At 43.9% G+C, this 21,515-nt stretch carries 18 protein-coding genes; 11 read left to right on the plus strand and 7 right to left on the minus strand.

Translation table 11 applies throughout. The features are described from left to right. Positions 1 to 53 precede the first annotated feature (53 nt). The 4 genes from ileS (at position 54) to ispH (ending at position 4,986) form a co-directional block, all read left to right on the plus strand. On the plus strand, positions 54 to 2,915 hold the full coding sequence (ileS, locus tag ACOSVQ_RS15860) for an isoleucine--tRNA ligase (RefSeq protein ID WP_491983473.1): 2,862 nt from the start codon (positions 54 to 56) through the stop codon (positions 2,913 to 2,915). A gap of 14 nt (positions 2,916 to 2,929) precedes the next feature. Then, positions 2,930 to 3,436 (plus strand): signal peptidase II, encoded by a 507-nt coding sequence (lspA, locus tag ACOSVQ_RS15865; RefSeq protein WP_167410840.1) that lies wholly within the window; start codon positions 2,930 to 2,932, stop codon positions 3,434 to 3,436. Positions 3,437 to 3,569: 133 nt separating this feature from the next. Next, positions 3,570 to 4,001, plus strand: coding sequence for an FKBP-type peptidyl-prolyl cis-trans isomerase (gene fkpB / locus ACOSVQ_RS15870; protein ID WP_491983474.1), 432 nt, complete (start codon positions 3,570 to 3,572; stop codon positions 3,999 to 4,001). A gap of 22 nt (positions 4,002 to 4,023) precedes the next feature. After that, a complete protein-coding gene (ispH, locus tag ACOSVQ_RS15875; protein ID WP_491983475.1) occupies positions 4,024 to 4,986 on the plus strand; it encodes a 4-hydroxy-3-methylbut-2-enyl diphosphate reductase in 963 nt (320 codons plus the stop codon). A gap of 94 nt (positions 4,987 to 5,080) precedes the next feature. Here ispH and ACOSVQ_RS15880 read toward each other — a convergent pair whose 3' ends face one another. Continuing rightward, entirely contained in the window at positions 5,081 to 6,565 is a 1,485-nt protein-coding gene (locus tag ACOSVQ_RS15880; RefSeq protein WP_491983476.1) for a carbon starvation CstA family protein, read from the minus strand. 260 nt (positions 6,566 to 6,825) lie between these two features. On the opposite strand from ACOSVQ_RS15880, the gene ACOSVQ_RS15885 reads away from it, so the two are divergent. Beyond that, positions 6,826 to 7,167, plus strand: a complete 342-nt coding sequence (locus tag ACOSVQ_RS15885) for a DUF2799 domain-containing protein (protein WP_491983477.1) — start codon at positions 6,826 to 6,828, stop codon at positions 7,165 to 7,167. 60 nt (positions 7,168 to 7,227) lie between these two features. Continuing rightward, the gene (locus tag ACOSVQ_RS15890; protein WP_491983478.1) at positions 7,228 to 9,012 is read left to right on the plus strand and encodes a cation:proton antiporter; all 1,785 of its coding nucleotides are present in this window, start codon (positions 7,228 to 7,230) and stop codon (positions 9,010 to 9,012) included. Positions 9,013 to 9,111: 99 nt separating this feature from the next. On the opposite strand, the gene ACOSVQ_RS15895 is transcribed toward ACOSVQ_RS15890, so the two are convergent. Together ACOSVQ_RS15895 and ACOSVQ_RS15900 are read right to left on the minus strand one after the other, a co-directional pair. Further along, on the minus strand, positions 9,112 to 9,435 hold the full coding sequence (locus ACOSVQ_RS15895; RefSeq protein WP_491983479.1) for a hypothetical protein: 324 nt from the start codon (positions 9,433 to 9,435) through the stop codon (positions 9,112 to 9,114). Between the two features lie 62 nt (positions 9,436 to 9,497). Beyond that, positions 9,498 to 10,610, minus strand: coding sequence for an anhydro-N-acetylmuramic acid kinase (locus tag ACOSVQ_RS15900; protein ID WP_491983480.1), 1,113 nt, complete (start codon positions 10,608 to 10,610; stop codon positions 9,498 to 9,500). Positions 10,611 to 10,709: 99 nt separating this feature from the next. Here ACOSVQ_RS15900 and nagZ point away from each other — a divergent pair, with 99 nt between their 5' ends. Further along, positions 10,710 to 11,699 (plus strand): beta-N-acetylhexosaminidase, encoded by a 990-nt coding sequence (gene nagZ / locus ACOSVQ_RS15905; protein ID WP_491983481.1) that lies wholly within the window; start codon positions 10,710 to 10,712, stop codon positions 11,697 to 11,699. 49 nt (positions 11,700 to 11,748) lie between these two features. Here the strand turns inward: nagZ and btsR are convergent, their stop codons facing one another. Continuing rightward, positions 11,749 to 12,465 (minus strand): two-component system response regulator BtsR, encoded by a 717-nt coding sequence (btsR, locus tag ACOSVQ_RS15910; protein ID WP_491983482.1) that lies wholly within the window; start codon positions 12,463 to 12,465, stop codon positions 11,749 to 11,751. Positions 12,466 to 12,490: 25 nt separating this feature from the next. Continuing rightward, the gene (locus tag ACOSVQ_RS15915) at positions 12,491 to 14,167 is read right to left on the minus strand and encodes a LytS/YhcK type 5TM receptor domain-containing protein (RefSeq protein ID WP_491983483.1); all 1,677 of its coding nucleotides are present in this window, start codon (positions 14,165 to 14,167) and stop codon (positions 12,491 to 12,493) included. Positions 14,168 to 14,410: 243 nt separating this feature from the next. On the opposite strand from ACOSVQ_RS15915, the gene ACOSVQ_RS15920 reads away from it, so the two are divergent. Continuing rightward, positions 14,411 to 15,484, plus strand: a complete 1,074-nt coding sequence (locus ACOSVQ_RS15920; RefSeq protein WP_491983484.1) for a 3-deoxy-7-phosphoheptulonate synthase — start codon at positions 14,411 to 14,413, stop codon at positions 15,482 to 15,484. 12 nt (positions 15,485 to 15,496) lie between these two features. After that, entirely contained in the window at positions 15,497 to 16,633 is a 1,137-nt protein-coding gene (gene tyrA / locus ACOSVQ_RS15925) for a bifunctional chorismate mutase/prephenate dehydrogenase (protein WP_491983485.1), read from the plus strand. A 102-nt stretch (positions 16,634 to 16,735) separates the two neighbouring features. Here the strand turns inward: tyrA and ACOSVQ_RS15930 are convergent, their stop codons facing one another. Together ACOSVQ_RS15930 and ettA are read right to left on the minus strand one after the other, a co-directional pair. Continuing rightward, positions 16,736 to 17,110, minus strand: coding sequence for a PilZ domain-containing protein (locus ACOSVQ_RS15930; RefSeq protein ID WP_491983486.1), 375 nt, complete (start codon positions 17,108 to 17,110; stop codon positions 16,736 to 16,738). 167 nt (positions 17,111 to 17,277) lie between these two features. Continuing rightward, complete coding sequence (gene ettA / locus ACOSVQ_RS15935; protein WP_491983487.1) at positions 17,278 to 18,945, minus strand: energy-dependent translational throttle protein EttA; 1,668 nt, start codon at positions 18,943 to 18,945, stop codon at positions 17,278 to 17,280. 263 nt (positions 18,946 to 19,208) lie between these two features. On the opposite strand from ettA, the gene ACOSVQ_RS15940 reads away from it, so the two are divergent. Both ACOSVQ_RS15940 and trpR read left to right on the plus strand, forming a co-directional pair. Then, the gene (locus ACOSVQ_RS15940) at positions 19,209 to 21,152 is read left to right on the plus strand and encodes a transglycosylase SLT domain-containing protein (RefSeq protein WP_491983488.1); all 1,944 of its coding nucleotides are present in this window, start codon (positions 19,209 to 19,211) and stop codon (positions 21,150 to 21,152) included. A 55-nt stretch (positions 21,153 to 21,207) separates the two neighbouring features. Then, the gene (gene trpR / locus ACOSVQ_RS15945) at positions 21,208 to 21,501 is read left to right on the plus strand and encodes a trp operon repressor (protein WP_491983489.1); all 294 of its coding nucleotides are present in this window, start codon (positions 21,208 to 21,210) and stop codon (positions 21,499 to 21,501) included. Positions 21,502 to 21,515 lie beyond the last annotated feature (14 nt).

Here is a 21,515-nt window from a genome sequence, read left to right on the forward strand (position 1 = left end):
CACTGGTTAAAAATAATGTCTAACTTCGCCCAATACAACGGAATTAAGAATCGATGAGTGACTATAAAAATACCCTGAACTTACCAGAGACAGGGTTCCCAATGCGCGGTGATCTGGCTAATCGTGAGCCAGCAATGTTAGAGCGTTGGTACCAAGAAGATCTATACGGTGAGATCCGTAAAGCTAAAAAAGGCAAAAAATCTTTCATCCTGCATGATGGCCCTCCATATGCCAACGGTGATATTCACATTGGTCACGCACTAAATAAGATTCTTAAAGACATTATTATTAAATCTAAAACACTTTCTGGTTTTGATTCACCATACATTCCAGGTTGGGACTGTCACGGTCTACCAATCGAATTGATGGTAGAAAAGAAAGTGGGCAAACCGGGTCAAAAAGTGACTGCTGCTGAGTTCCGCGAAAAGTGTCGTGAATACGCAGCGGGTCAAGTTGAAGGCCAAAAAGAAGGCTTCAAACGTCTTGGTATTCTTGGTGAGTGGGATAAACCGTACCGCACTATGGATTTTGCTACTGAAGCAAATATTATTCGTGCGCTGGGCAAAATTGCCGATAACGGTCACTTACTAAAAGGTTTCAAACCTGTTCACTGGTGTACAGATTGTGGCTCGGCACTAGCTGAAGCAGAAGTGGAATACAAAAACAAAGTATCTCCATCGATTGATGTACGTTTCAAAGCCGCTGACGAAGCTGCGTTACTTGATAAGTTCGCTCTTCAGTCTGATCACGCAGGCGAAGGTGACGTTTCAATCGTAATCTGGACAACAACACCATGGACGCTTCCAGCAAACCGTGCTGTGTGTCTACGTGACGATCTTGAGTACGTTCTTATTCAAGTAGAAGGCGCTCCTGAAAAAGGTCAGCAGCCAGAGCGTATTATCGTTGCTTCTGAACTTGCGAAACAAGTTATGGATCGCGCTGGTATTGAGCAATTCCATAACCTAGGCTTTGCGAAAGGTAGTGATTTAGAACTGACTCAATTCCAACACCCGTTCTATGACTTTACAGTTCCTGCGATCCTTGGCGACCACGTAACAACAGATTCAGGTACTGGTGTGGTTCACACAGCTCCTGGTCACGGTCAAGAAGACTTTGCAGTCGGTCAAAAATACGGTCTAGAAGTAGCAAACCCAGTAGGTTCAAACGGTGTATACCTTCCAGATACTGAGTTCTTTGCTGGCCAACACGTATTTAAAGCGAATGACAATGTAGTAGAAGTGCTGAAAGAAAAAGGTGCTCTTCTTCATCATCACGCTTATGAGCACAGCTACCCACATTGCTGGCGTCATAAAACACCAATCATCTTCCGTGCAACTCCACAATGGTTCGTTTCAATGGACCAAGCGGGTCTTCGCGCGCAAGCTCTGAAATCAATCAAGAGCGTTCAATGGATGCCTGAATGGGGTCAAAGCCGTATCGAAGGTATGATCGAAGGTCGTCCTGAATGGTGTGTATCTCGTCAACGAACTTGGGGCGTGCCAATTGCTCTATTCGTTCACAAAGAGACATCTGAGCTACATCCAAACAGCGCTGAGCTGATTGAGAAAGTTGCTAAGCTTGTAGAAGAGAAAGGTATTCAAGCATGGTGGGATGTTGAGCCTGCTGAACTACTTGGTGCAGATGCTGAGAAATACGAAAAAGTATTAGACACACTAGACGTATGGTTTGACTCAGGTGTTACTCACTACGCTGTGGTTGATAACCGCGAAGAGTTCAACGGTGCGGAAGCGGATATGTACCTAGAGGGTTCTGACCAACATCGTGGTTGGTTCCAGTCTTCTCTGATTTCATCTATCGCGATGAAGGGTAAAGCACCTTACAAAGAAGTTTTGACTCACGGCTTCGTGGTTGATGGTCAAGGCCGTAAGATGTCTAAATCTATCGGTAACGTAGTTGCTCCTAAAGATGTCACCAACAAGCTAGGTGCAGATATCCTGCGTCTATGGGTTGCTTCAACAGACTACACTGGTGAAGTTGCGGTTTCTGATGAAATCCTAAAACGCAGCGCAGACTCTTACCGTCGTATCCGTAACACGGCTCGTTTCTTCCTTGCGAACTTAAATGGCTTCAACCCAGCAACCGATATGGTTGCCGCGGAAGATATGGTGGCGTTAGATCGTTGGGCTGTTGCTCGCGCGCTAGCGGCTCAACAAGAAATTGTTAAAGCTTACGATGAGTACAACACTCACGCGGTTGTTCAGCGCTTAATGCACTTCTGTTCTGTGGAAATGGGTTCTTTCTACCTAGACGTGATTAAAGACCGTCAGTACACAGCGAAGAAAGGTGGCCACGCTCAACGTAGCTGTCAAACAGCGCTTTACTACATCGTAGAAGCACTTGTTCGTTGGATGGCTCCTATCATGTCGTTCACTGCAGATGAAATCTGGAACGAGATGCCAGCGAAGCAAGAAAACGGCGAAGATCGCAGTAAGTTTGTATTTACTGGTGAGTGGTACCAAGGTCTGTTTGGTCTTGTTGAAGGTGAAGAGCTTAACAATGAATTCTGGACTGAAATCCAAGAAATTCGTGGCGCTGTGAATAAACTGATTGAAAATGCTCGTAACGAGAAAACCATTGGCGGTTCACTGCAAGCTGAAGTGACTCTGTTTGCTGAAGATGCTCTAGCAGCGAAAATCAACAAACTTGAAGACGAACTTCGCTTTGTTCTACTGACTTCTAAAGCAGCGGTTAAGCCTGTTTCTGAGAAGACAGAGTCTGCACATGAAACAGAAATTAAAGGTCTGTTTGTTCAAGTAACTAAAACTGAAGCAGAGAAGTGTGACCGTTGTTGGCACCACACTGCAGATGTTGGCACCATCGCTGGCCATGAAAAAATCTGTGGTCGCTGTGTGTCAAACGTTGACGGCGAAGGCGAAGTTCGTAAATTCGCATAACCAAAGGCGTTTACATGACTCAACAAGCATTAACGCTAAAACAATCAGGAGTGCGCTGGCTATGGCTAGCCCTCCTAGTGTTTGTAGCAGACATCGGCATTAAGTTGGTGGTAATGAATGGCATGGGTTACGGATGGGAGAATCGTATTGAAATCCTACCGTTTTTTAACCTGTTGTATGTTCATAACTATGGCGCAGCATTTAGCTTCTTGAGTGATCAAGCTGGCTGGCAACGCTGGTTCTTTACTGCAATCGCTTTTGTTGTGACCGGTTTACTCGCATTTTGGATGAGACGTCTTCCTGCAAGCGACAAATGGAACAACATTGCTTACGCGCTGATCATTGGTGGTGCGGTGGGTAACGTGTTTGATCGCGTTGTTCACGGATTTGTTGTTGATTATCTTGATTTTTATTGGGGTAATTATCACTGGCCAGCATTCAATTTGGCCGATAGTGCGATTTGTATCGGTGCTGCGATGATTATCTTAGATAGTTTTCGTGGCAGTAAAAAAGCGGCGTAAGTTCTATCGAACCCTAATAACCCTAAGCGCTGTCCGTTGATTCGGAGAGCGCTTTTTGTTAGAAGAACACTCGATAAATGAAACAAAGAAAACGAGACAAAAAGATCTCGCATTAACTCAAAGGAAGCCCAACGTGACAACGATTAATCAGAACTCTGCTGTGACTCTGCACTTCACTATCAAATTGAAAGATGGCTCTGTCGCTGACAGCACACATAACTTAGGTAAACCTGCTAAGTTTGTCATGGGCGATGGCAGCCTAAGTGAAAACTTTGAACAATGCCTTATCGGGATGGAAGCAGGACAAAACCAAGCTATTGAATTGGTAGCGGATGATGCATTTGGTCAGCCGAATCCAGATAATATCCATCATATGGATCGCGCGAAATTTATCGGCGAATCAGAGGTGGAAGTGGGTACTATCATGGCGTTTAGTGGCCCTGACGGTATGGAAATTCCGGGAATAATCACAGAGATCGCTGGCGACTCTGTGACGGTTGATTTCAACCACCCGTTAGCCGGACAAGATGTTATCTTTGATGTCGAAATTTTGTCTGTCGAATAACTGATTATTTATAAATACACCCATGAGCAACAACATGAAAATACTGTTAGCTAACCCTCGCGGCTTCTGCGCTGGTGTTGATCGTGCCATCAGCATTGTAGAGCGTGCATTAGAAATGTATCAGCCACCTATCTATGTTCGTCATGAAGTCGTCCACAACCGTTTTGTGGTTGAAGGGCTAAAGCAGCGTGGCGCGATTTTTGTTGAAGAGCTGCATGAAGTTCCGGATAACAACATTGTGATCTTCTCTGCTCATGGTGTGTCTCAAGCGGTGCGGTTAGAAGCGAAAGAGCGTGACTTGACGGTGTTCGATGCAACATGTCCATTGGTAACCAAAGTTCATATGGAAGTGGCTCGCGCGAGTCGTAAACATATGGAAGTGGTGTTAATTGGCCATGCGGGGCATCCTGAAGTTGAAGGTACTATGGGGCAATATGCCAGTGATAAAGGCGGTATGTATCTGGTTGAGAAACCAGAAGATGTGGTTGTTTTGCTTGATAAAGTGAAAGACCCAACTCATCTACACTATGTAAGCCAGACCACGTTATCTGTTGATGAAACCGCTGATGTTATCGATAAACTGCGTGAAGTTTTCCCTGATATTCAGGGACCACGTAAAGATGATATTTGCTACGCGACTCAAAATCGTCAGGATGCTGTGCGTGTTCTTGCAAGCGAAGTGGATGTGATGATCGTCGTTGGCTCCAAAAACTCATCAAACTCAACACGTCTAAAAGAGTTGGCTGAAAAGCTGGGTACTCCGGGATATCTAACCGATTGTCCTGAAGATGTGCATTCAGAATGGTTTGACGGTAAGAGCAAAGTGGGTGTGACGGCTGGAGCTTCAGCACCAGAAGAGTTGGTTAACCAAATTATCGATCGTATTAAAGAACTTGGTGCGACTTCAGTGGAAGAAGTGCTAGGTCGTGAAGAAAATATGTTCTTCGAAGTGCCAAAAGAGTTACAGATTAAGCAGATTGATTAATCTCTTTTCTCACTGTTTTCACTTTCGTTGAACAAAAAAGAAGGGCTCCAATCGGAGCCCTTCTTAATTTCTACAAAAACGTTGTTTATCAGAATTAAACAGTTTCAGTCACGCCTGATGGTTTCTCTTCGTCAGCGTACTCTGTATCGCCTTTACCTTTAGAGATTTTGATTACGTAAGCCGTAATTGCTAGAGCCGCTACAACACCAATGATAGTTGATAGTTGCATTGATTGACCAAATCCTAGCGTACCGTTGTTCAGGATAAAGGTAATACATACAGCAGTCATGAAGGCCGCTGGAACTGTAGTGATCCAGTGGAACTTGTTGTGACGTAGTAGGTATGCAGAAGCTGTCCACAGCATCATTACTGCTGTTGTTTGGTTTGCAAAACCGAAGTAACGCCAGATGATACCGAAGTCTACTTGAGTCAGGATGCCACCGATAACGAATAGAGGTAGCGCCATAAATAGACGGTTACGTAGCGTTTTCTGTTCCATGTTGAAGTATTCAGCAAGAATCAGACGGCTTGAACGGAATGCAGTGTCACCAGAAGTGATTGGTAGAATTACTACACCTAGGAAAGCGATGACCCCGCCGAATACACCTAGTAGACCGAATGATGCGCTGTAAACAACGTTACCTGGGCCACCGTTAGCAACTGCAGCTTGAAGACCTTCAAGAGAGTCGAAGAATGATAGAGCGATAGCACACCAGATTAGGGCGATGATACCTTCACCGATCATTGCTCCGTAGAATACGAAACGACCGTTAGTTTCGTTCTCAATACAACGAGCCATTAGTGGAGACTGAGTTGCGTGGAAACCAGAGATTGCACCACAAGCGATTGTGATGAATAGTGCTGGCCATAAAGGCATATCTTTAGGGTTCAGGTTGCTGAACATGTCGCTTGGTTCAAAGCCACCTAGGATTTGGTGTTCGCTGGAGAATGCGATAGCTGTAATCAGACCTACAGACATGAAAATCAGTAGTGCGCCGAATAGTGGGTAGAAGCGACCAATGATTTTATCTACAGGAACGATAGTAGCAAGAATGTAGTAAGCAAAAATGATCACAACCATAGTGCTCATGCTTACAGTCAGACCTGTTTGTTGGTTGATTAGGTTAGTGATCATGCCAGCAGGCGCTGATACGAATACCACACCAACAAGAAGTAGTAGAACAATGGCAAAGATGTTCATAAAGTGTTTTGCGCCATTGCCTAAGTAACGACCTGTCATGGTTGGAACTGAAGCACCACCGTTACGGATTGAAAGCATGCCTGAGAAGTAGTCGTGAACCGCACCTGCGAACACACAACCAACAACAATCCATAGCATTGCCGCTGGGCCGTATAGAGCACCCATGATTGGACCAAAGATTGGACCAACACCAGCGATGTTTAATAGTTGAACAAGGTAAACTTTCGGCGTTGACATACGAACATAGTCGACACCGTCAGCTTTAGTATGGGCAGGGGTTTTACGTTTTTCGTTAATACCGAAGATTTTCTCTACGATAGCACCGTAGACGAAATATCCAGCTAGCAGTGCTGCTACACAGGTTAGGAACCACAACATAGCGATTGTCCTTTGTTATTGGATTATGAAATAAGCTCAATTTGCATAGTAATCGGTTGCTAGGCCAGAAACATTCGCTTTCCTAGTGAGTGGTCAAATAGAGAATTAAGTGGTTTCTGATGTAAATAAGCGGTTTCTGATGTTTGTAAGAGGTCTCTTAAAAAGGTTAAGTGGTTCAGTTTGCTGATTTAACAGGAAAGAATGACCAATCAGTGGTATACCTAAAGAGCTAAAGAATTTTGGCTAAGTGAAGGTAAATAATGAAAAAAACAATAATGATGTTGGCGGTGTTAGGACTCTTTGGCTGTGCGGCGAGCGACAGCGAACTAGCAAAAGAGGGCAATTGGTATCAAATCGGTTATCAGGATGGAATGATTGGGCACTCTCAACGTTCCTACAAAACCTTATCTGAATTGGGCGATGTTCAAGAGTCTGATTACGAAAATGGTTATTCGGCAGGTATCGCGGAATATTGTAATCCTAACTTTGCTTACCAGATTGGTGTGAGTGGCCAGTATTACGAAGGCGTGTGTGAAGGAACTGATCAAGCTCAGCAATTTCGTATGGAATGGCAACGTGGCTGGAGTGAGTACAACAACTAACGGAAGTTTTGTTCCTTTATCCTTTGTTACTGATTAGTTTTGGGATGTTGAGGTACCTCGATGCACGATGAATCACTCGCTTTAGCCTTAGCCAGTGTTGGTGTAGTTGGGCTGTTTTGTCAGTGGTTGGCTTGGCGCTTACGCTTGCCAGCCATTTTATTTTTATTGTTGGCTGGTATTGTTGCTGGCCCATTGACGGGAGTTTTGGTACCTCAGCAACTGTTAGGTGAACTGCTATTCCCACTTATCTCATTAGCGGTTGCCGTCATCTTGTTTGAAGGCAGCTTAACGCTCAATTTTAAAGAGATACGAGGTGTCAGTAACACCGTTTGGAGTATTGTCTCCATTGGTGCTTTTATCTCATGGGCGATCACCTCTTTTGCGGTTCACGCCTTACTTGGGTTTGATTGGCCGCTTGCTTTTCTCTTTGGTAGCTTGACGGTTGTGACTGGCCCAACGGTCATTGTTCCTTTGCTGCGAACGGTGAGACCTAACACTCGTCTGTCGAACATCCTGCGCTGGGAAGGCATCTTGATAGATCCTTTAGGTGCGCTTTTCGTTGTCATGGTGTACGAGTTCATCGTCTCAAGCAGCGAAGCTCATAGTCTTCAGGTCTTTGCTTTAATTATTGGCGTTGGCTTAGCATTTGGCGTGCTATCTGGCGCTGCTGTTGCGTATGTACTTCGAAAAGGGCTCATTCCGGAATACCTTCAGCCGTTTGCCGTTCTTAGTGTCGTGTTGGGTATATTTGCATTCTCAAACCACATTGAATCTGAGTCAGGTCTGCTAACTGTTACTGTGATGGGGATGTGGCTTGCGAACGCCAAGGATGTGAATATCCGCCATATTTTACATTTCAAAGAAAACCTCACCATATTGTTGATTACCGGACTGTTTATTTTACTGGCAGCTCGTATTCAATTGAATGACTTCACCACATTGGGCTGGAGCGCACTGTTGCTGTTTGCGGTGATGCAGTTTGTTTCCCGTCCGGTTTCAATATTGCTTTCAACCTTGCGCAGCAGCTTAGCATTTAAAGAAAAACTCTTTCTTGCATGGGTAGCACCGCGAGGTATTGTGGCTGCGTCTATTTCGTCACTGTTTGCAATTAAGCTTAGCGCTGTAGGTATGACGGAAGCTGAGTTATTAGTTCCACTTACCTTTATGGTTATCATCGGTACGGTCGTATTACAAAGTGCTACGGCAAGGCCGATGGCATTAGCGCTCGAAGTGGCTGAGCCTGCACCGAAAGGTTTTCTTATCATTGGAGCTAATGATGTCGCCCGCCAGTTGGGTTTGGCGATTATGAAATACGACTGCCGAGTCGTGCTCACCGATTCGAACTGGGACTATATTCGCCAAGCAAGAATGGCTGGGTTAGAGAACTACTATGGGAATCCGATTTCAAGTCATGCCGATGAGTATCTGAACTTAATTGGTATAGGGCATGTGGTGGCTCTCAGCCCAGATAAACACTTCAACATCATGGCGTGTATGCAGTTTGTATCTGACTTTGGAGATAAACGGGTGTTTTGTTTGCATGACAAGGTGAACGGAAATACTAAAGATAAACACGTCGTCGCACAGGAATACCATGGATTGTCTTTTCTTGGGGCTGATGTCAGTTACAAAAAGCTTGCAAGCTTAATCAATCAGGGTGGTGAAATTAAACACACGAAACTAAGTGAAAACTTCACTTATGAGGATTACTTAAAGAAACATCAGGATAGCTACGTTTTGCCACTGTTCTTGGTTGATTCTCGTAATCGAGTGCAAATATGTTCTGACCTAAACTCATTTGCACCAAAGGAAGGGGAGACGGTTGTCTCATTGATTAAAGCCTAGTTGGGTTCCAGCTTAGGTTGTATGAATGTTTAATTGACGACTATGTAACAAAAAGAGCCTCAAAAGAGGCTCTTTTTAGATAAGAAGAATGGGGAAGAGTTACTGATCTTTAATCACTTTATGCAGAACCCCGTCAGACTCCGAGAGTTTCTCTTTCGCAAGATCTGCATCCACACCAGTCAATAGCATCAAAATGGCGACTTTCGCGCTGTAACCACATTCCAATAATAAAGACTCTGCGGTTTGAGTATCGCAATCTGTGGCCTGCATGACGATTCGAACTGCACGTCGTTTTAACTTTTCTTGGTCATTGACCGTTTTATGATGAGGTTTAGGAGACTGAAAATGCTGTTCCAAATCATTCAGTTCCTGTTCTTTAGACACAATATGAGAAAGCGCGGATAAAAGTGCGTCGTTAGCCATTAATCACCTCAATAACCTCTAATTTAAGCCGTGATGGTTACTGCTATTTTTGAGTTCTAATATTAATTCGAAAAGTATACGACGCCTAAGCTTGCAAGGCGAGAGGCTCCTGTAACCGCCGGCAAATTACTTGGTAAATTATGCATTCTGCGCTGAGCAAGCCATGCAAATGCCATGGCTTCCATGTAGTTACTGTCCACCCCTTTACTCATCGTCGGAGCAACTGCCCAGTTTGGTAGAAGAGACTGAATTCGTTCCATAAGCAGTGGGTTTTGCGCTCCACCGCCACAGACTAACAATTCTGGTTGTGACCCGATCGTGAACTTTGCTACTTCTTCGCAAATTGTTACAGCAGTAAATTCACACAAAGTGCGAAGAACATCTTCTGGTAAGTAATGGGTGTTTTCGAGATGTTGTTCTAACCAAGGCATGTTAAATAACTCGCGCCCAGTACTCTTCGGAGCGGGCTCATGTAGGTAAGATTCTTGGCAAAAATGCTCTAGCAATTCAGGTATAACTTTGCCTTGTTTGGCTCTGGAGGCGTCTTTGTCATAACTCTCATTCCAGTTAAGTTGACACCACGAATCCATCAACATGTTGCCCGGACCTGTGTCGTAGCCAACTACTTCACCATTAGGTTTAAGAACTGAGATGTTCGAGATGCCACCGATATTAAGTACCACAACACAGGAGTCTTTAACTTGGAAAATAGTGTGGTGAAAAGCAGGAACCAAAGGAGCACCTTGACCGCCCAATGCCATATCTTTACGTCTGAAATCTGCAACGGTGGTAATGCCCGTTTTAGCTGCGATGATGTTGCTGTCACCGAGTTGCATCGTAAATGGCTTGGCTCCATTAGGCTGGTGGAAAACGGTTTGTCCATGGCTACCAATAGCTCGAATCTGTTGATTATCAACGTTCGATTTCTCAACCAGAGCCAATGCAGCATCAGCAAACAGATGACCAAGCTCATGATCGATCTCGCCAATTTCCGGTAAGTGAGTTGCCTGACCAATACAAATATTCAACACGCGAGATTTGAGATCTGCAGGAAATGGAAAGAAGTCGTGCTCAATAAGTTCGATTTTATCGTCTTGTATCGCCACCAAAGCGGTGTCGACACCATCCAAACTCGTTCCAGACATAATTCCTATATACAGTTCACGTTCATTCATTATGTAATCTCGCCGTCATATCTAAACAAACTCATTGTAATTGAAAAATAAACTGAATAACCTCACTCGCAGTGACAAATTTTGAACTTAGGAGAAATAATGGGACCGTTATGGCTTGATGTGGAAGGCTATGAATTGACCGCAGAAGATCGAGAAATTTTGCAGCATCCTACGGTTGGTGGCGTCATATTGTTTGCTCGCAATTACCACGACAATCAACAGTTGTTGGCATTAAACAAAGCGATTCGCCAAGCAGCAAAGCGTCCTATCTTAATCGGTGTTGATCAAGAGGGTGGTCGAGTTCAGCGTTTTCGCGAAGGTTTCAGTAAAATCCCAGCCGCTCAATTGTATGCGAAGTGCGAAAACGGCGCAGAGTTAGCAAAGCAAGGTGGATGGTTAATGGCTGCGGAGCTGATTGCTCACGATGTCGATTTGAGTTTTGCGCCAGTGCTTGATAAAGGCTTTGAATGTCGTGCCATTGGCAACCGTGCGTTTGGTGAAGATGTCGCAACAGTACTTAAACACAGCAGTGCTTTTATGCAAGGCATGAAATCTGTAGGTATGGCGACAACAGGTAAGCACTTTCCTGGACATGGTGCGGTGATTGCGGATTCTCATTTAGAAACTCCTTATGATGAGCGTGAAGCTATCAGCGATGATATTTCGATTTTTAAAGCTCAGATTGAAGCTGGAATTCTTGATGCCATGATGCCTGCTCACGTTATTTACCCGCATTTTGATGACCAGCCTGCTAGTGGCTCACCTTATTGGTTGAAAAAGGTTTTACGCCAAGATATGGGATTCAAAGGCATTATCTTCTCTGATGATTTAAGTATGGAAGGCGCTGCAATCATGGGATCGCCTGCAGAGCGTTCACAACAAGCGCTTGATGCAGGCTGCGACATGATTTTAATGTGCAATAAGCGTGAAGCTGCCGTTGAAGTGCTGGATAACTTAGCGATTGTTGAGGTTGATCAAGCTAATCAACTGCTGAAGAAACAGAACTTTAGCTATCAAGATTTAAAATCAGCGGAACAGTGGAAGCAAGCTGTGTCTGCGATGCAACGAATCATAGAACAGCACAGCTAATTAGCATGCGATCTGTACAGCAAAGAAAAGGCTCCATAAGGAGCCTTTTTTAATGAAATCCGAGTTTCTCTTTTAGCTCTTTTAAGTATCGACGACTGACGGGCACTTTGTGCTCTGAACGCGTAATGATTTCCGCTAATCCATTTTCAAGCAGCTTTATCTCTTTAATCGCTTTGAGATTAATTAAATACTGGCGATGGCAGCGCAGAAGCTGCGTTTTTTCTTCCAATATTTTCAGCGTAAGTTGGCTGGTGGCTCTTTGGTTATGGGTCTGAACATGCACACCACTAATATCAGTAAACGCGTATTCAACCTCTGTGGTTGGAATGATCACGATGCGGTTTAAACCAATGCATGGTACTTGGTCCAAGGTGGTTGGCGCGATGGGTGAGTAGTCTTGTTTCTGAGTTGTGCTACGTTGCAGACGTTGAATGGTTTTATTCAAGCGTGCAATTTCAATCGGTTTCAGTAAGTAATCAAACGCATTGTCTTCGAACGCTTGCAAAGCATATTGGTCATAAGCGGTAACGAACACAACTTTGGGCATAGTATCAGGGTCAAGCATACTCAACATTTCAATGCCTGTGATTTGAGGCATCTGAATATCAAGGAATACCACATCAGGTTTCAGTTGGTTTATTTTCTTAAGGCCTTCAATGGCGTTATTCGCTTGTCCAACGACATTAATTTCGCCGCTCTCTTCAAGTAATTCTGTTAGTTCTTCACGGGCGAAAAGTTCGTCGTCAATGACCAGTGCTGAAAGCATTCTAAACCCTTACTTCTTTTCTAAATTAAGAATTTTCTTGATTGGGAATGAGGAAGCTCATTCGTGTGTATTGTCCCGGTTCGACTTCGATTTTCAGAGCTGAGTCATCACCGAATTTATTGGCCAGTCGTTTGGCGACTATTTGCATTCCCAACCCGTCATGATCGTCACTAGGTGGTTGATAGCTGCCTGCGTTGTCTTCCACAACCACTCTGTAACCATTATCTGTCTGCTCGCTGTATATGCGAACTTTGCCATCTTCAAGCAGGTTGGAAGTACCGTGTTTGATTGCGTTCTCTACTAAAGGTTGCAAAGTAAAAGTAGGCACATTGCGTTCTAGCAAGGAGCTATCAATATCAATCTCTACATCGAGTCGGTCACTGAAACGGGCTTTTTCTATGGTCAGGTAGGCGTTGACATGGGCGATTTCGTCGCGAAGTGTCACGGTTTCAATATTCTGTTTCAAGTTACTACGGAAAAACTGCGACAAGTGCTGGATTAGTTCACGAGCCTTAGTTGGGTCTCTGCGAATCACCGCACTAATGGTGTTGAGTGCATTAAAAAGGAAGTGCGGATTGATCTGTGCTTGTAACAGCTTAATTTCTGCCCTTGAAAGCAGAATCTGTTTCTGTTGATACTCACCATAAAGAATCTGGCTTGAAAGTAACTGAGCGATACCTTGTGCCATAGACATATTGATGGTTGAGAACAGCTTACGCTTTGGCTCATAAAGCTTAATGGTGCCAATCACTCTGTCACCCGCTCTAAGAGGAATGATAAGTGCCGAGCCTAGCTTACAGGTCGGTGATAACGAACATTGGTAAGGTTGTTCTTTACCGTCAAGGTAGATGATGGCATTGCCTGAAATCGCATCTAGAGTGCTTTGAGAGGATATCGGAGTATTCGGCTTATGGTGGTCGTCGCCAATACCGACGAAAGCGAGAATCTTTTCTCTATCGGTAATGGAGACTGCGCCGACGTTCGTCAGTTCATAAACGATTCGCGCAATTTTGTCTGCATTTTTAGGGTTAAAACCTTGCGCGAGGATACCGACAGAGCGCTCTGCGATGTTTAATGCTCTGCGAGAAAAGGTGGCTGAATACTCTTCGAATATGGTTTTTCTGTCTTGTAGGATACTCATGAATAGTGCTGCACCTACTGAGTTTGCAATGATCATTGGCGCAGCAATAGTCGAAACAAGATCATAGGCTTCATCGAACGGCTTGGCGACGATAAGAATCAGCAGCATCTGAATAATTTCAGCAAACAGAGTCACAGCAAAGACAATGCTCGGGCTGAAAACCAGTCGCCCTTTACTGTTTCTCAGTAAATAGGTGTGTAGCAGACCACCAATAAGACCTTCTGCCGTAGTGGAAATAGCACAGGCTAAATCGGTAAAACCACCTAGAGTGTAGCGGTGAATTCCCCCCGTTAGCCCAACGAAGAAACCAACCACAGGTCCACCGAACAGACCTCCCATTACCGCGCCGATGGCTCGGGTATTGGCTATGGCGTCATCAATTTGCAGACCGAAGTAGGTGCCCATAATGCAAAATAGGGAAAATAGGGCATAGACACTTATCTTATGATCAATGCGGCTGGAGATATTAAGCAGCGGAAGAAAGAGTGGCGTCTTACTTAACATGTAAGCTAAAACTAAGTAGACACACATCTGTTGTAGTAAAGAAAGGATCAAATCCATAGTCCAGCCAATCAAGCAAAGGTTTGTGATTAAGGGTATTTTATGAAAGTTATCAGCAATAAAACACGTTTTAATCGCATTCAGTGACCAAAAGCGCTTAATTTATTTGTGTAAATAAATATTTACGTACGTGTTTTTTTAAATTTACACTTGAATTCTTTTTTTAGCCTGTTAAGTTGTGTTCTATTCGGTTTGTACTTAAGTACAGAAATATAGTGTAAAGATTTAAATACAGGTAGCGAGATGAAAAAAAGTGAATTGAGTGATATCAATATAATTGATGAACAAATATTGATCACACCAGACGCGTTAAAAGCGAAATTACCTTTAAGTGATGATAGCCGCCGCTTCATTCGTGAATCTCGTCAAACTATCGCAGATATTATCCATAAACGCGATCATCGTTTGTTAGTGGTATGTGGCCCTTGTTCTATCCATGATGTGGAGGCGGCGAAAGAGTACGCGAAACGTCTTAAAGCACTATCAGAAGAGCTGAACGATCAGCTTTACATTGTTATGCGTGTTTACTTCGAAAAACCACGTACAACGGTAGGCTGGAAAGGGCTAATTAACGACCCACATCTTGATGGCACTTTCGATATCGAGCACGGTCTTCATGTTGGTCGTGAATTGCTGGTGGATCTGGCTGCGATGAGTATTCCATTGGCCACAGAAGCACTTGATCCTATTAGCCCACAATACCTAGCGGATACCTTTAGCTGGGCTGCGATTGGCGCGCGCACCACGGAATCTCAAACTCACCGTGAAATGGCAAGTGGTTTATCAATGCCTATCGGTTTTAAAAATGGTACTGACGGTAGTCTTTCAACGGCGATTAACGCTATGCAGGCTGCATCATCAAGCCACCGTTTCATGGGGATCAACCGTGAAGGTAACGTGGCATTACTCACAACAAAAGGCAATGAGAATGGTCATGTGATTCTACGTGGTGGTAAGCAAACCAACTATGATTCAGTCTCAGTGGCTGAGTGCGAAGAAGATTTAGCAAAAGTAGGGCTAGATGCAGCGCTGATGATCGACTGTAGCCACGCGAACTCACGTAAAGATTACCGTCGTCAGCCTCTTGTGGCGGAAGATGCGATTCACCAAATCCGCGAAGGTAACCGCTCAATCATAGGTTTGATGATCGAAAGCCACATTAACGAAGGCAATCAGTCTTCAGATCTACCAATTAGTGAGATGAAGTACGGCGTTTCAATCACTGACGCATGTATTAATTGGGATTCAACTGAGGCACTATTACGTAAAGCTCACCGAGAGCTGACTCCGTTTCTAGAAAACCGCCTGAAAGGATAAAAAGGATTAACCATGGCTGTTGAATTGAATGAATTGCGTGATCAAATAGATGCTGTTGATAAGCAGATGGTAGAGCTGCTTGCACGTCGCTTAGCATTGGTGGAAAAAGTGGGTGAGGTCAAAAGCCAACACGGTCTTCCTATTTATGCTCCAGATCGTGAGGCGGCAATGCTGGCTTCACGTCGTGAAGAAGCAGAGAAGCAAGGTGTTCCACCGCAATTAATTGAAGATATTCTTCGTCGTACCATGCGTGAATCTTATGCCAGTGAAAAAGACTCAGGTTTTAAGTGTTTAAACCCTGAGTTGCGTTCAGTTGTCATCATTGGTGGTAATGGTCAACTTGGTGGATTGTTTGGACGTATGTTCAAACTATCTGGTTACCAAGTGAAAGTTCTTGGCAGTCAAGATTGGGGCAAAGCAGATGAGTTATTGAAAGATGCTGGTCTTGTTGTGGTCACCGTTCCAATTCATAAAACCCTTGGTGTGATAGAGAAGCTTAACAATCTGCCGGAAGATTGCATTTTGTGTGATTTAACGTCCATCAAATCTAAGCCTTTGAAAGCTATGATGGCGGTTCACAAAGGAGCAGTGGTTGGTCTTCACCCTATGTTTGGTCCAGATGTACCTAGCTTGGCGAAACAGGTCATTGTTCACTGTGATGGACGTGGTAAAGAGCAGTATGAATGGCTGCTAAAGCAGTTCTCTATTTGGGGAGCGAGCCTGTGTAATATCGATGCTGAAGAGCATGATCACGGTATGACGTTGATTCAGGCATTACGCCACTTTACTTCATTTGCTTACGGTTACCACTTATCTAAAGTGAAGCCAAATCTTGCTCAGCTACTGAAATTAAGCTCGCCAATTTACCGTCTTGAGTTGGCAATGGTTGGACGTTTGTTTGGCCAAGATCCAAATCTTTACGGCGATATTATTCTATCGTCTGACGAAAACATTGAAATGATTCAGCGTTTCCAACGTAGTTTCGGTGAAGCCGTGAGTTTGATTGAAAGCCGAGATAAAGCTGGATTTGTTGAAAGCTTTGAGCAGGTAAGCCAGTGGTTTGGTGATTACTCTCAGCAGTTTATGACCGAGAGCCAGAATCTGTTGAAACAAGCGAATGACTCTATTCACCGTCCTCATTCAAGCTAAAGTGAATAACTAGAAGAACCTAAAAAAGCGCTGCCTATTAGTCAGCGCTTTTTTGTTCGTATTGATTAACCAAAAGTTTTTATTGATCAGCTTAGTCTGCTCCTAATCAACATAGTCAGCTAAATCCACCAAGTGCTCAAGTTCGCGGTGTAGCAGTTCATCACTGCCTACATTCAATTCAACTAAGCGACGTAAATGCCCAACACTTTCAATATCAATGTGGTCAATTTTTAGATGCAAAATACGTTCATCTTGCATGATGAGCGTTGCTGAGAGGTTAATCGAAATATCACTGTCAGGGAGGGTAAAGGTCACGTCCACAATGCTGTTGGTATCGAGTTCGGGCTCATCCACCGCCCATAGCAATAGACCTTTTAATGATAAATCTTGAATGCAGGTTGTCAGCTGATAGTTGCCTTGAGTCAGCGTAGCTGGTGCTTGATAGATGATGCGTGAAAAACGTCGACGTTCAATCATAAGTTTATCTCTCAGTAAGCCTACTCAAAAGCATAGCAAAGGATAGTCTATTGAACAGAAACCTGATTCACGAATCCTTCTTTCTACTTGAAGCTATTCCACTCAGGATGAGATTATCTATCGAGATAAAAAAGGCCGCTATGAAAGCGGCCTTGAATTTTATGCAATTACTTCGAAATACGTTTGTATTTGATACGGTGCGGTTCAGCAGCTTGAGCACCAAGCGTTTGTTTCAACCACTCCATGTATTCTGTGTAGTTACCTTCGTAGAAGTTCACTTGACCTTCATCGCGGTAATCTAGAATGTGTGTAGCGATACGGTCTAGGAACCAACGGTCGTGTGAGATAACCATTGCACAACCAGGGAACTCTAGTAGTGCTTCTTCAAGAGCACGTAGTGTTTCTACGTCTAGGTCGTTGGTTGGTTCGTCGAGTAACAGTACGTTACCGCCAGCTTTTAGCAGTTTTGCTAAGTGCACACGGTTACGCTCACCACCAGACAATTCACCAATTACTTTCTGTTGATCAACGCCTTTGAAGTTGAAGCGAGAACAGTAAGCACGAGCAGGGATCTCGAAGTTGTTGATCTTAATAATATCTGCGCCTTCAGAAATCTCTTGGAACACAGTGTTCTTGTCGTTCATGCTGTCACGGAACTGATCAACAGACGCTAGTTTAACTGTTGTACCTAATTCAATTTCACCTGAATCTGGTTGTTCAACGCCACTTAGCATCTTGAATAATGTTGATTTACCGGCACCGTTAGCACCGATGATGCCGACGATCGCACCTTTAGGCATGCTGAACGATAAGTTATCGATCAGTACACGATCATCGAATGACTTAGTCAGGTTACGAACTTCAAGAACTTTGTCACCTAGACGCTCACCTGGCGGGATGAAGAGTTCGTTAGTTTCGTTACGTTTTTGGTGATCGCCGCTTTGTAGTTCTTCAAAGCGAGCCATACGCGCTTTAGATTTTGCCTGACGACCTTTAGGGTTCTTACGTACCCACTCAAGTTCTTTCTCGATCGTTTTTTGACGAGCACTTTCTTGTGCAGATTCCTGCTTCAAACGCTCATCTTTTTGCTCTAGCCAAGAAGTATAGTTACCTTGCCATGGAATACCTTCACCACGGTCAAGTTCCAGAATCCAGCCAGCAGCATTATCTAGGAAGTAACGGTCGTGCGTGATAGCCACAACAGTACCCGAGTAATCAACTAGGAAGCGTTCTAGCCAAGCTACCGACTCTGCATCCAAGTGGTTGGTTGGTTCGTCGAGTAATAGCATGTCTGGCTTTTCAAGCAGCAGACGACAGATAGCAACACGGCGACGCTCACCACCGGATAGAACAGCAATTTTTGCATTCCACTCAGGTAGACGAAGTGCGTTAGCAGCACGCTCTAGAGCGTTTTCTAGGTTGTGACCATCTTTAGCTTGAATCAGTGATTCTAGCTCACCTTGCTCTTTTGCAAGAGCATCGAAGTCTGCGTTTTCGTCTGCGTAAGCTGCATAAACTTCATCTAGGCGTTTTAGTGCGCCAGCAACATCTGCAACAGCTTCTTCAACCACTTCACGAACTGTTTTAGATTCATCAAGAACGGGTTCCTGAGGTAGATAACCTACTTTAAGTCCTGGTTGTGGACGTGCTTCACCATCGATGTCTTTATCGATACCGGCCATGATACGTAGTAGGGTAGATTTACCCGCACCGTTTAGACCTAAAACACCAATTTTGGCACCTGGGAAGAAACTTAGAGAGATGTCTTTTAGAATTTGACGCTTAGGCGGGACGATTTTGCTCACCCGCGACATGGTATATACGTATTCAGCCATTGCCGATTGTTCCTAATCTATCTTTCAGAATAAAGTCGCTATTCTATACCAAAGTTATGGCATTTGTTACTAGGGGCTTAAGCCCTTTGTTATACGATTTCAAAGGTAATAAATAGGCGATTATTAGTCGTGTGAATGTATATATTAGTTAATTATTATTTATGTCACATTATTCACATCAACTTTACATCCACCCCCTTTACATTTGTCACTAGAATTAGCGTAATGGATAGTAAGTAGTACTCAGTAAAGGATTAGAGTTCATGGCGCCCATGCATTCTTCAAAGCCGTCTCGTATTTTGTTTTCAATGATTGCTTTCAGTTCATTGTTTAGCGGCACAGCGTTTTCAGACTCTATCGATCTCAATGCTCAGCGTGATCTTTACGATCAAGCTCAGGAGTGGCTAGATGACAAGAATGTCTCTCAGTTTGAAACGGCGAGACCTAAACTTGCAAGCTACCCGCTGACACCGTATTTAGACTATCGGGCATTTCTCATCGATATTGGTAAGAAGCCACCGATCACCGTCAGAGTTTTTATCGACGGGCATAAAGAATTTCCCTTTTCCGGTCGTATTAGTGCTCCTTATCTTGATGCTTTAGCACAGCAAAAAGAGTGGAGTACGTTGTTGCAATTCCAAACGTCCGAGCCCAATGGTGAGACTTATCAATGCCACTACTACAATGCACATTTGCAGGTAGGTAAACGTGAAAAAGCGTTTAGTGGTGCTAATAAATTATGGATGAGTGGCGCAAGCATTGCAGATGCATGTGATCCACTGTTTAACGCTTGGGAAAAATCAGGCAGCCTCAATGATGAGCTGATTTTTAAACGTATGTTGCTGGCGTTTGACGGCAGAAACCGAAGTTTAATGGTCTATTTATCTAAAAAGCTGAGTTCGACCAAGTATCAGGAGAAAGGTAAAGCGATGCTAGCGCTTTATGACAAACCTGAAACTGTAGTGAGTTTTGCCAATAAATATTCTGATCCCTTATCCGTTCAGCAGGCACAATTTGCTCTCGAAAAGCTTGCTCGCTCAAACAGTGAAAAAACGCAGCCTCTAGTGGATAAAGTGGCCAAGAAACCGGCATGGACAGCTCAGCAGAAAGCAGAAATTGAGCAGTTTATCGCTTTGCGTTTAATGGACACTGAAGATGAAAAGCTTATCCGTTGGCGAGATAAAGTGATTGCTATGGGCGATAACGTCACGCTTACAGAGTCTCGTATTCGTGTAGCATTGAGAAAAGCTGATTGGACGGAAGTTTTATTCTGGATAAATCGCTTACCAGAAGAGGAAATTAAATCTCAGCGCTGGCAGTATTGGTTGGGACGTAGCGAAATTGAAAATGGCCACGTGGAACAAGGTATGCAGCGTTTGTTTGCTATTGTTGGCCAACGTAATTTTTACAGTGTGGCTGCGGCCAAAATTGTAAAACAGTCTATTCAGTATCCGAAAAGTAGCTTTGAACTGGATTTTAATCAGGTTAAGCCTTATCAAAAAAGCTTAGAACGCATTCAAGAACTGATTGATAGAGATAAAATCGCGGCAGCAAAGAGCGAATGGAACTGGTTGTTAGACCGAGTCAATCAAAGTGATAAAGAGATGCTCGCGGCTTATGCATCTAGCCAACACTGGTATCACTTAACGGTTACAGCTTCAATATCAGCAAGTTTATGGGATAACCTACAGTTACGTTTTCCTGTGGCTCATCAATGGTGGTTTAATTTTTACGGCAATAAACACGGTATTGACCCAATCATGCTGATGTCTTTAGCTCGTCAAGAGAGTGCCATGGATTCGGAAGCGCGTTCGCCAGTAGGGGCTCGCGGGATTATGCAAATTATGCCAGCTACCGCCAAGTACACCGCTAAGAAGTATCAGCTCACATACAGTGGCGCAGATGATTTGTATGAAGTAGGTAAGAACATTGAAATTGGCAGTCATTATTTAAACGGATTGCTAGAGCAGTATGACAATAACCGCATTTTTGCCTTTGCAGCCTACAATGCTGGGCCGCAGAGAGTGGATAGATGGCGTGAACAAACTCAAGGAAAGCTTGACGCTTATGCGTTCATTGAGGCGATACCATTTAGAGAAACTCGTGGTTATGTGCAAAACATATTGATGTTTGAAACCTATTACCGAGATTTGATGGGACTGCAAGGTGAGTTTCTCAATGAAAATGAGTTGAAGACAAAATATTGATTATCTTCGAGGTATCACTAAAATAGCGAGAGTGTATCACTTAACGAGTACAGTTATGTCTCAACAACCACAATACAGTGATTGGTCTCAATTAATTGATTTAGTTAAACAAGCAGCAGATAACGATCAACATGAGATGTTATTAACGATGTTAATGACGCCGGATGAAAGAGAAGCGCTTGTTGCACGCGTAAACATCTTTTGTGAGCTACTCAAGGGCGAGATGTCACAGCGTCAAGTGAGCCAGATGCTCGGTGTTGGTATTGCAACCATTACTCGTGGTTCGAATGAACTGAAATCTCGCTCAGAGCAAGAAAAAGAGACGCTGAGTCAGTTGATCCTCAAATAGTAGGAAGCCAGTCT

The sequence above is a fragment of the Vibrio sp. HM8-C genome (assembly GCF_058630515.1).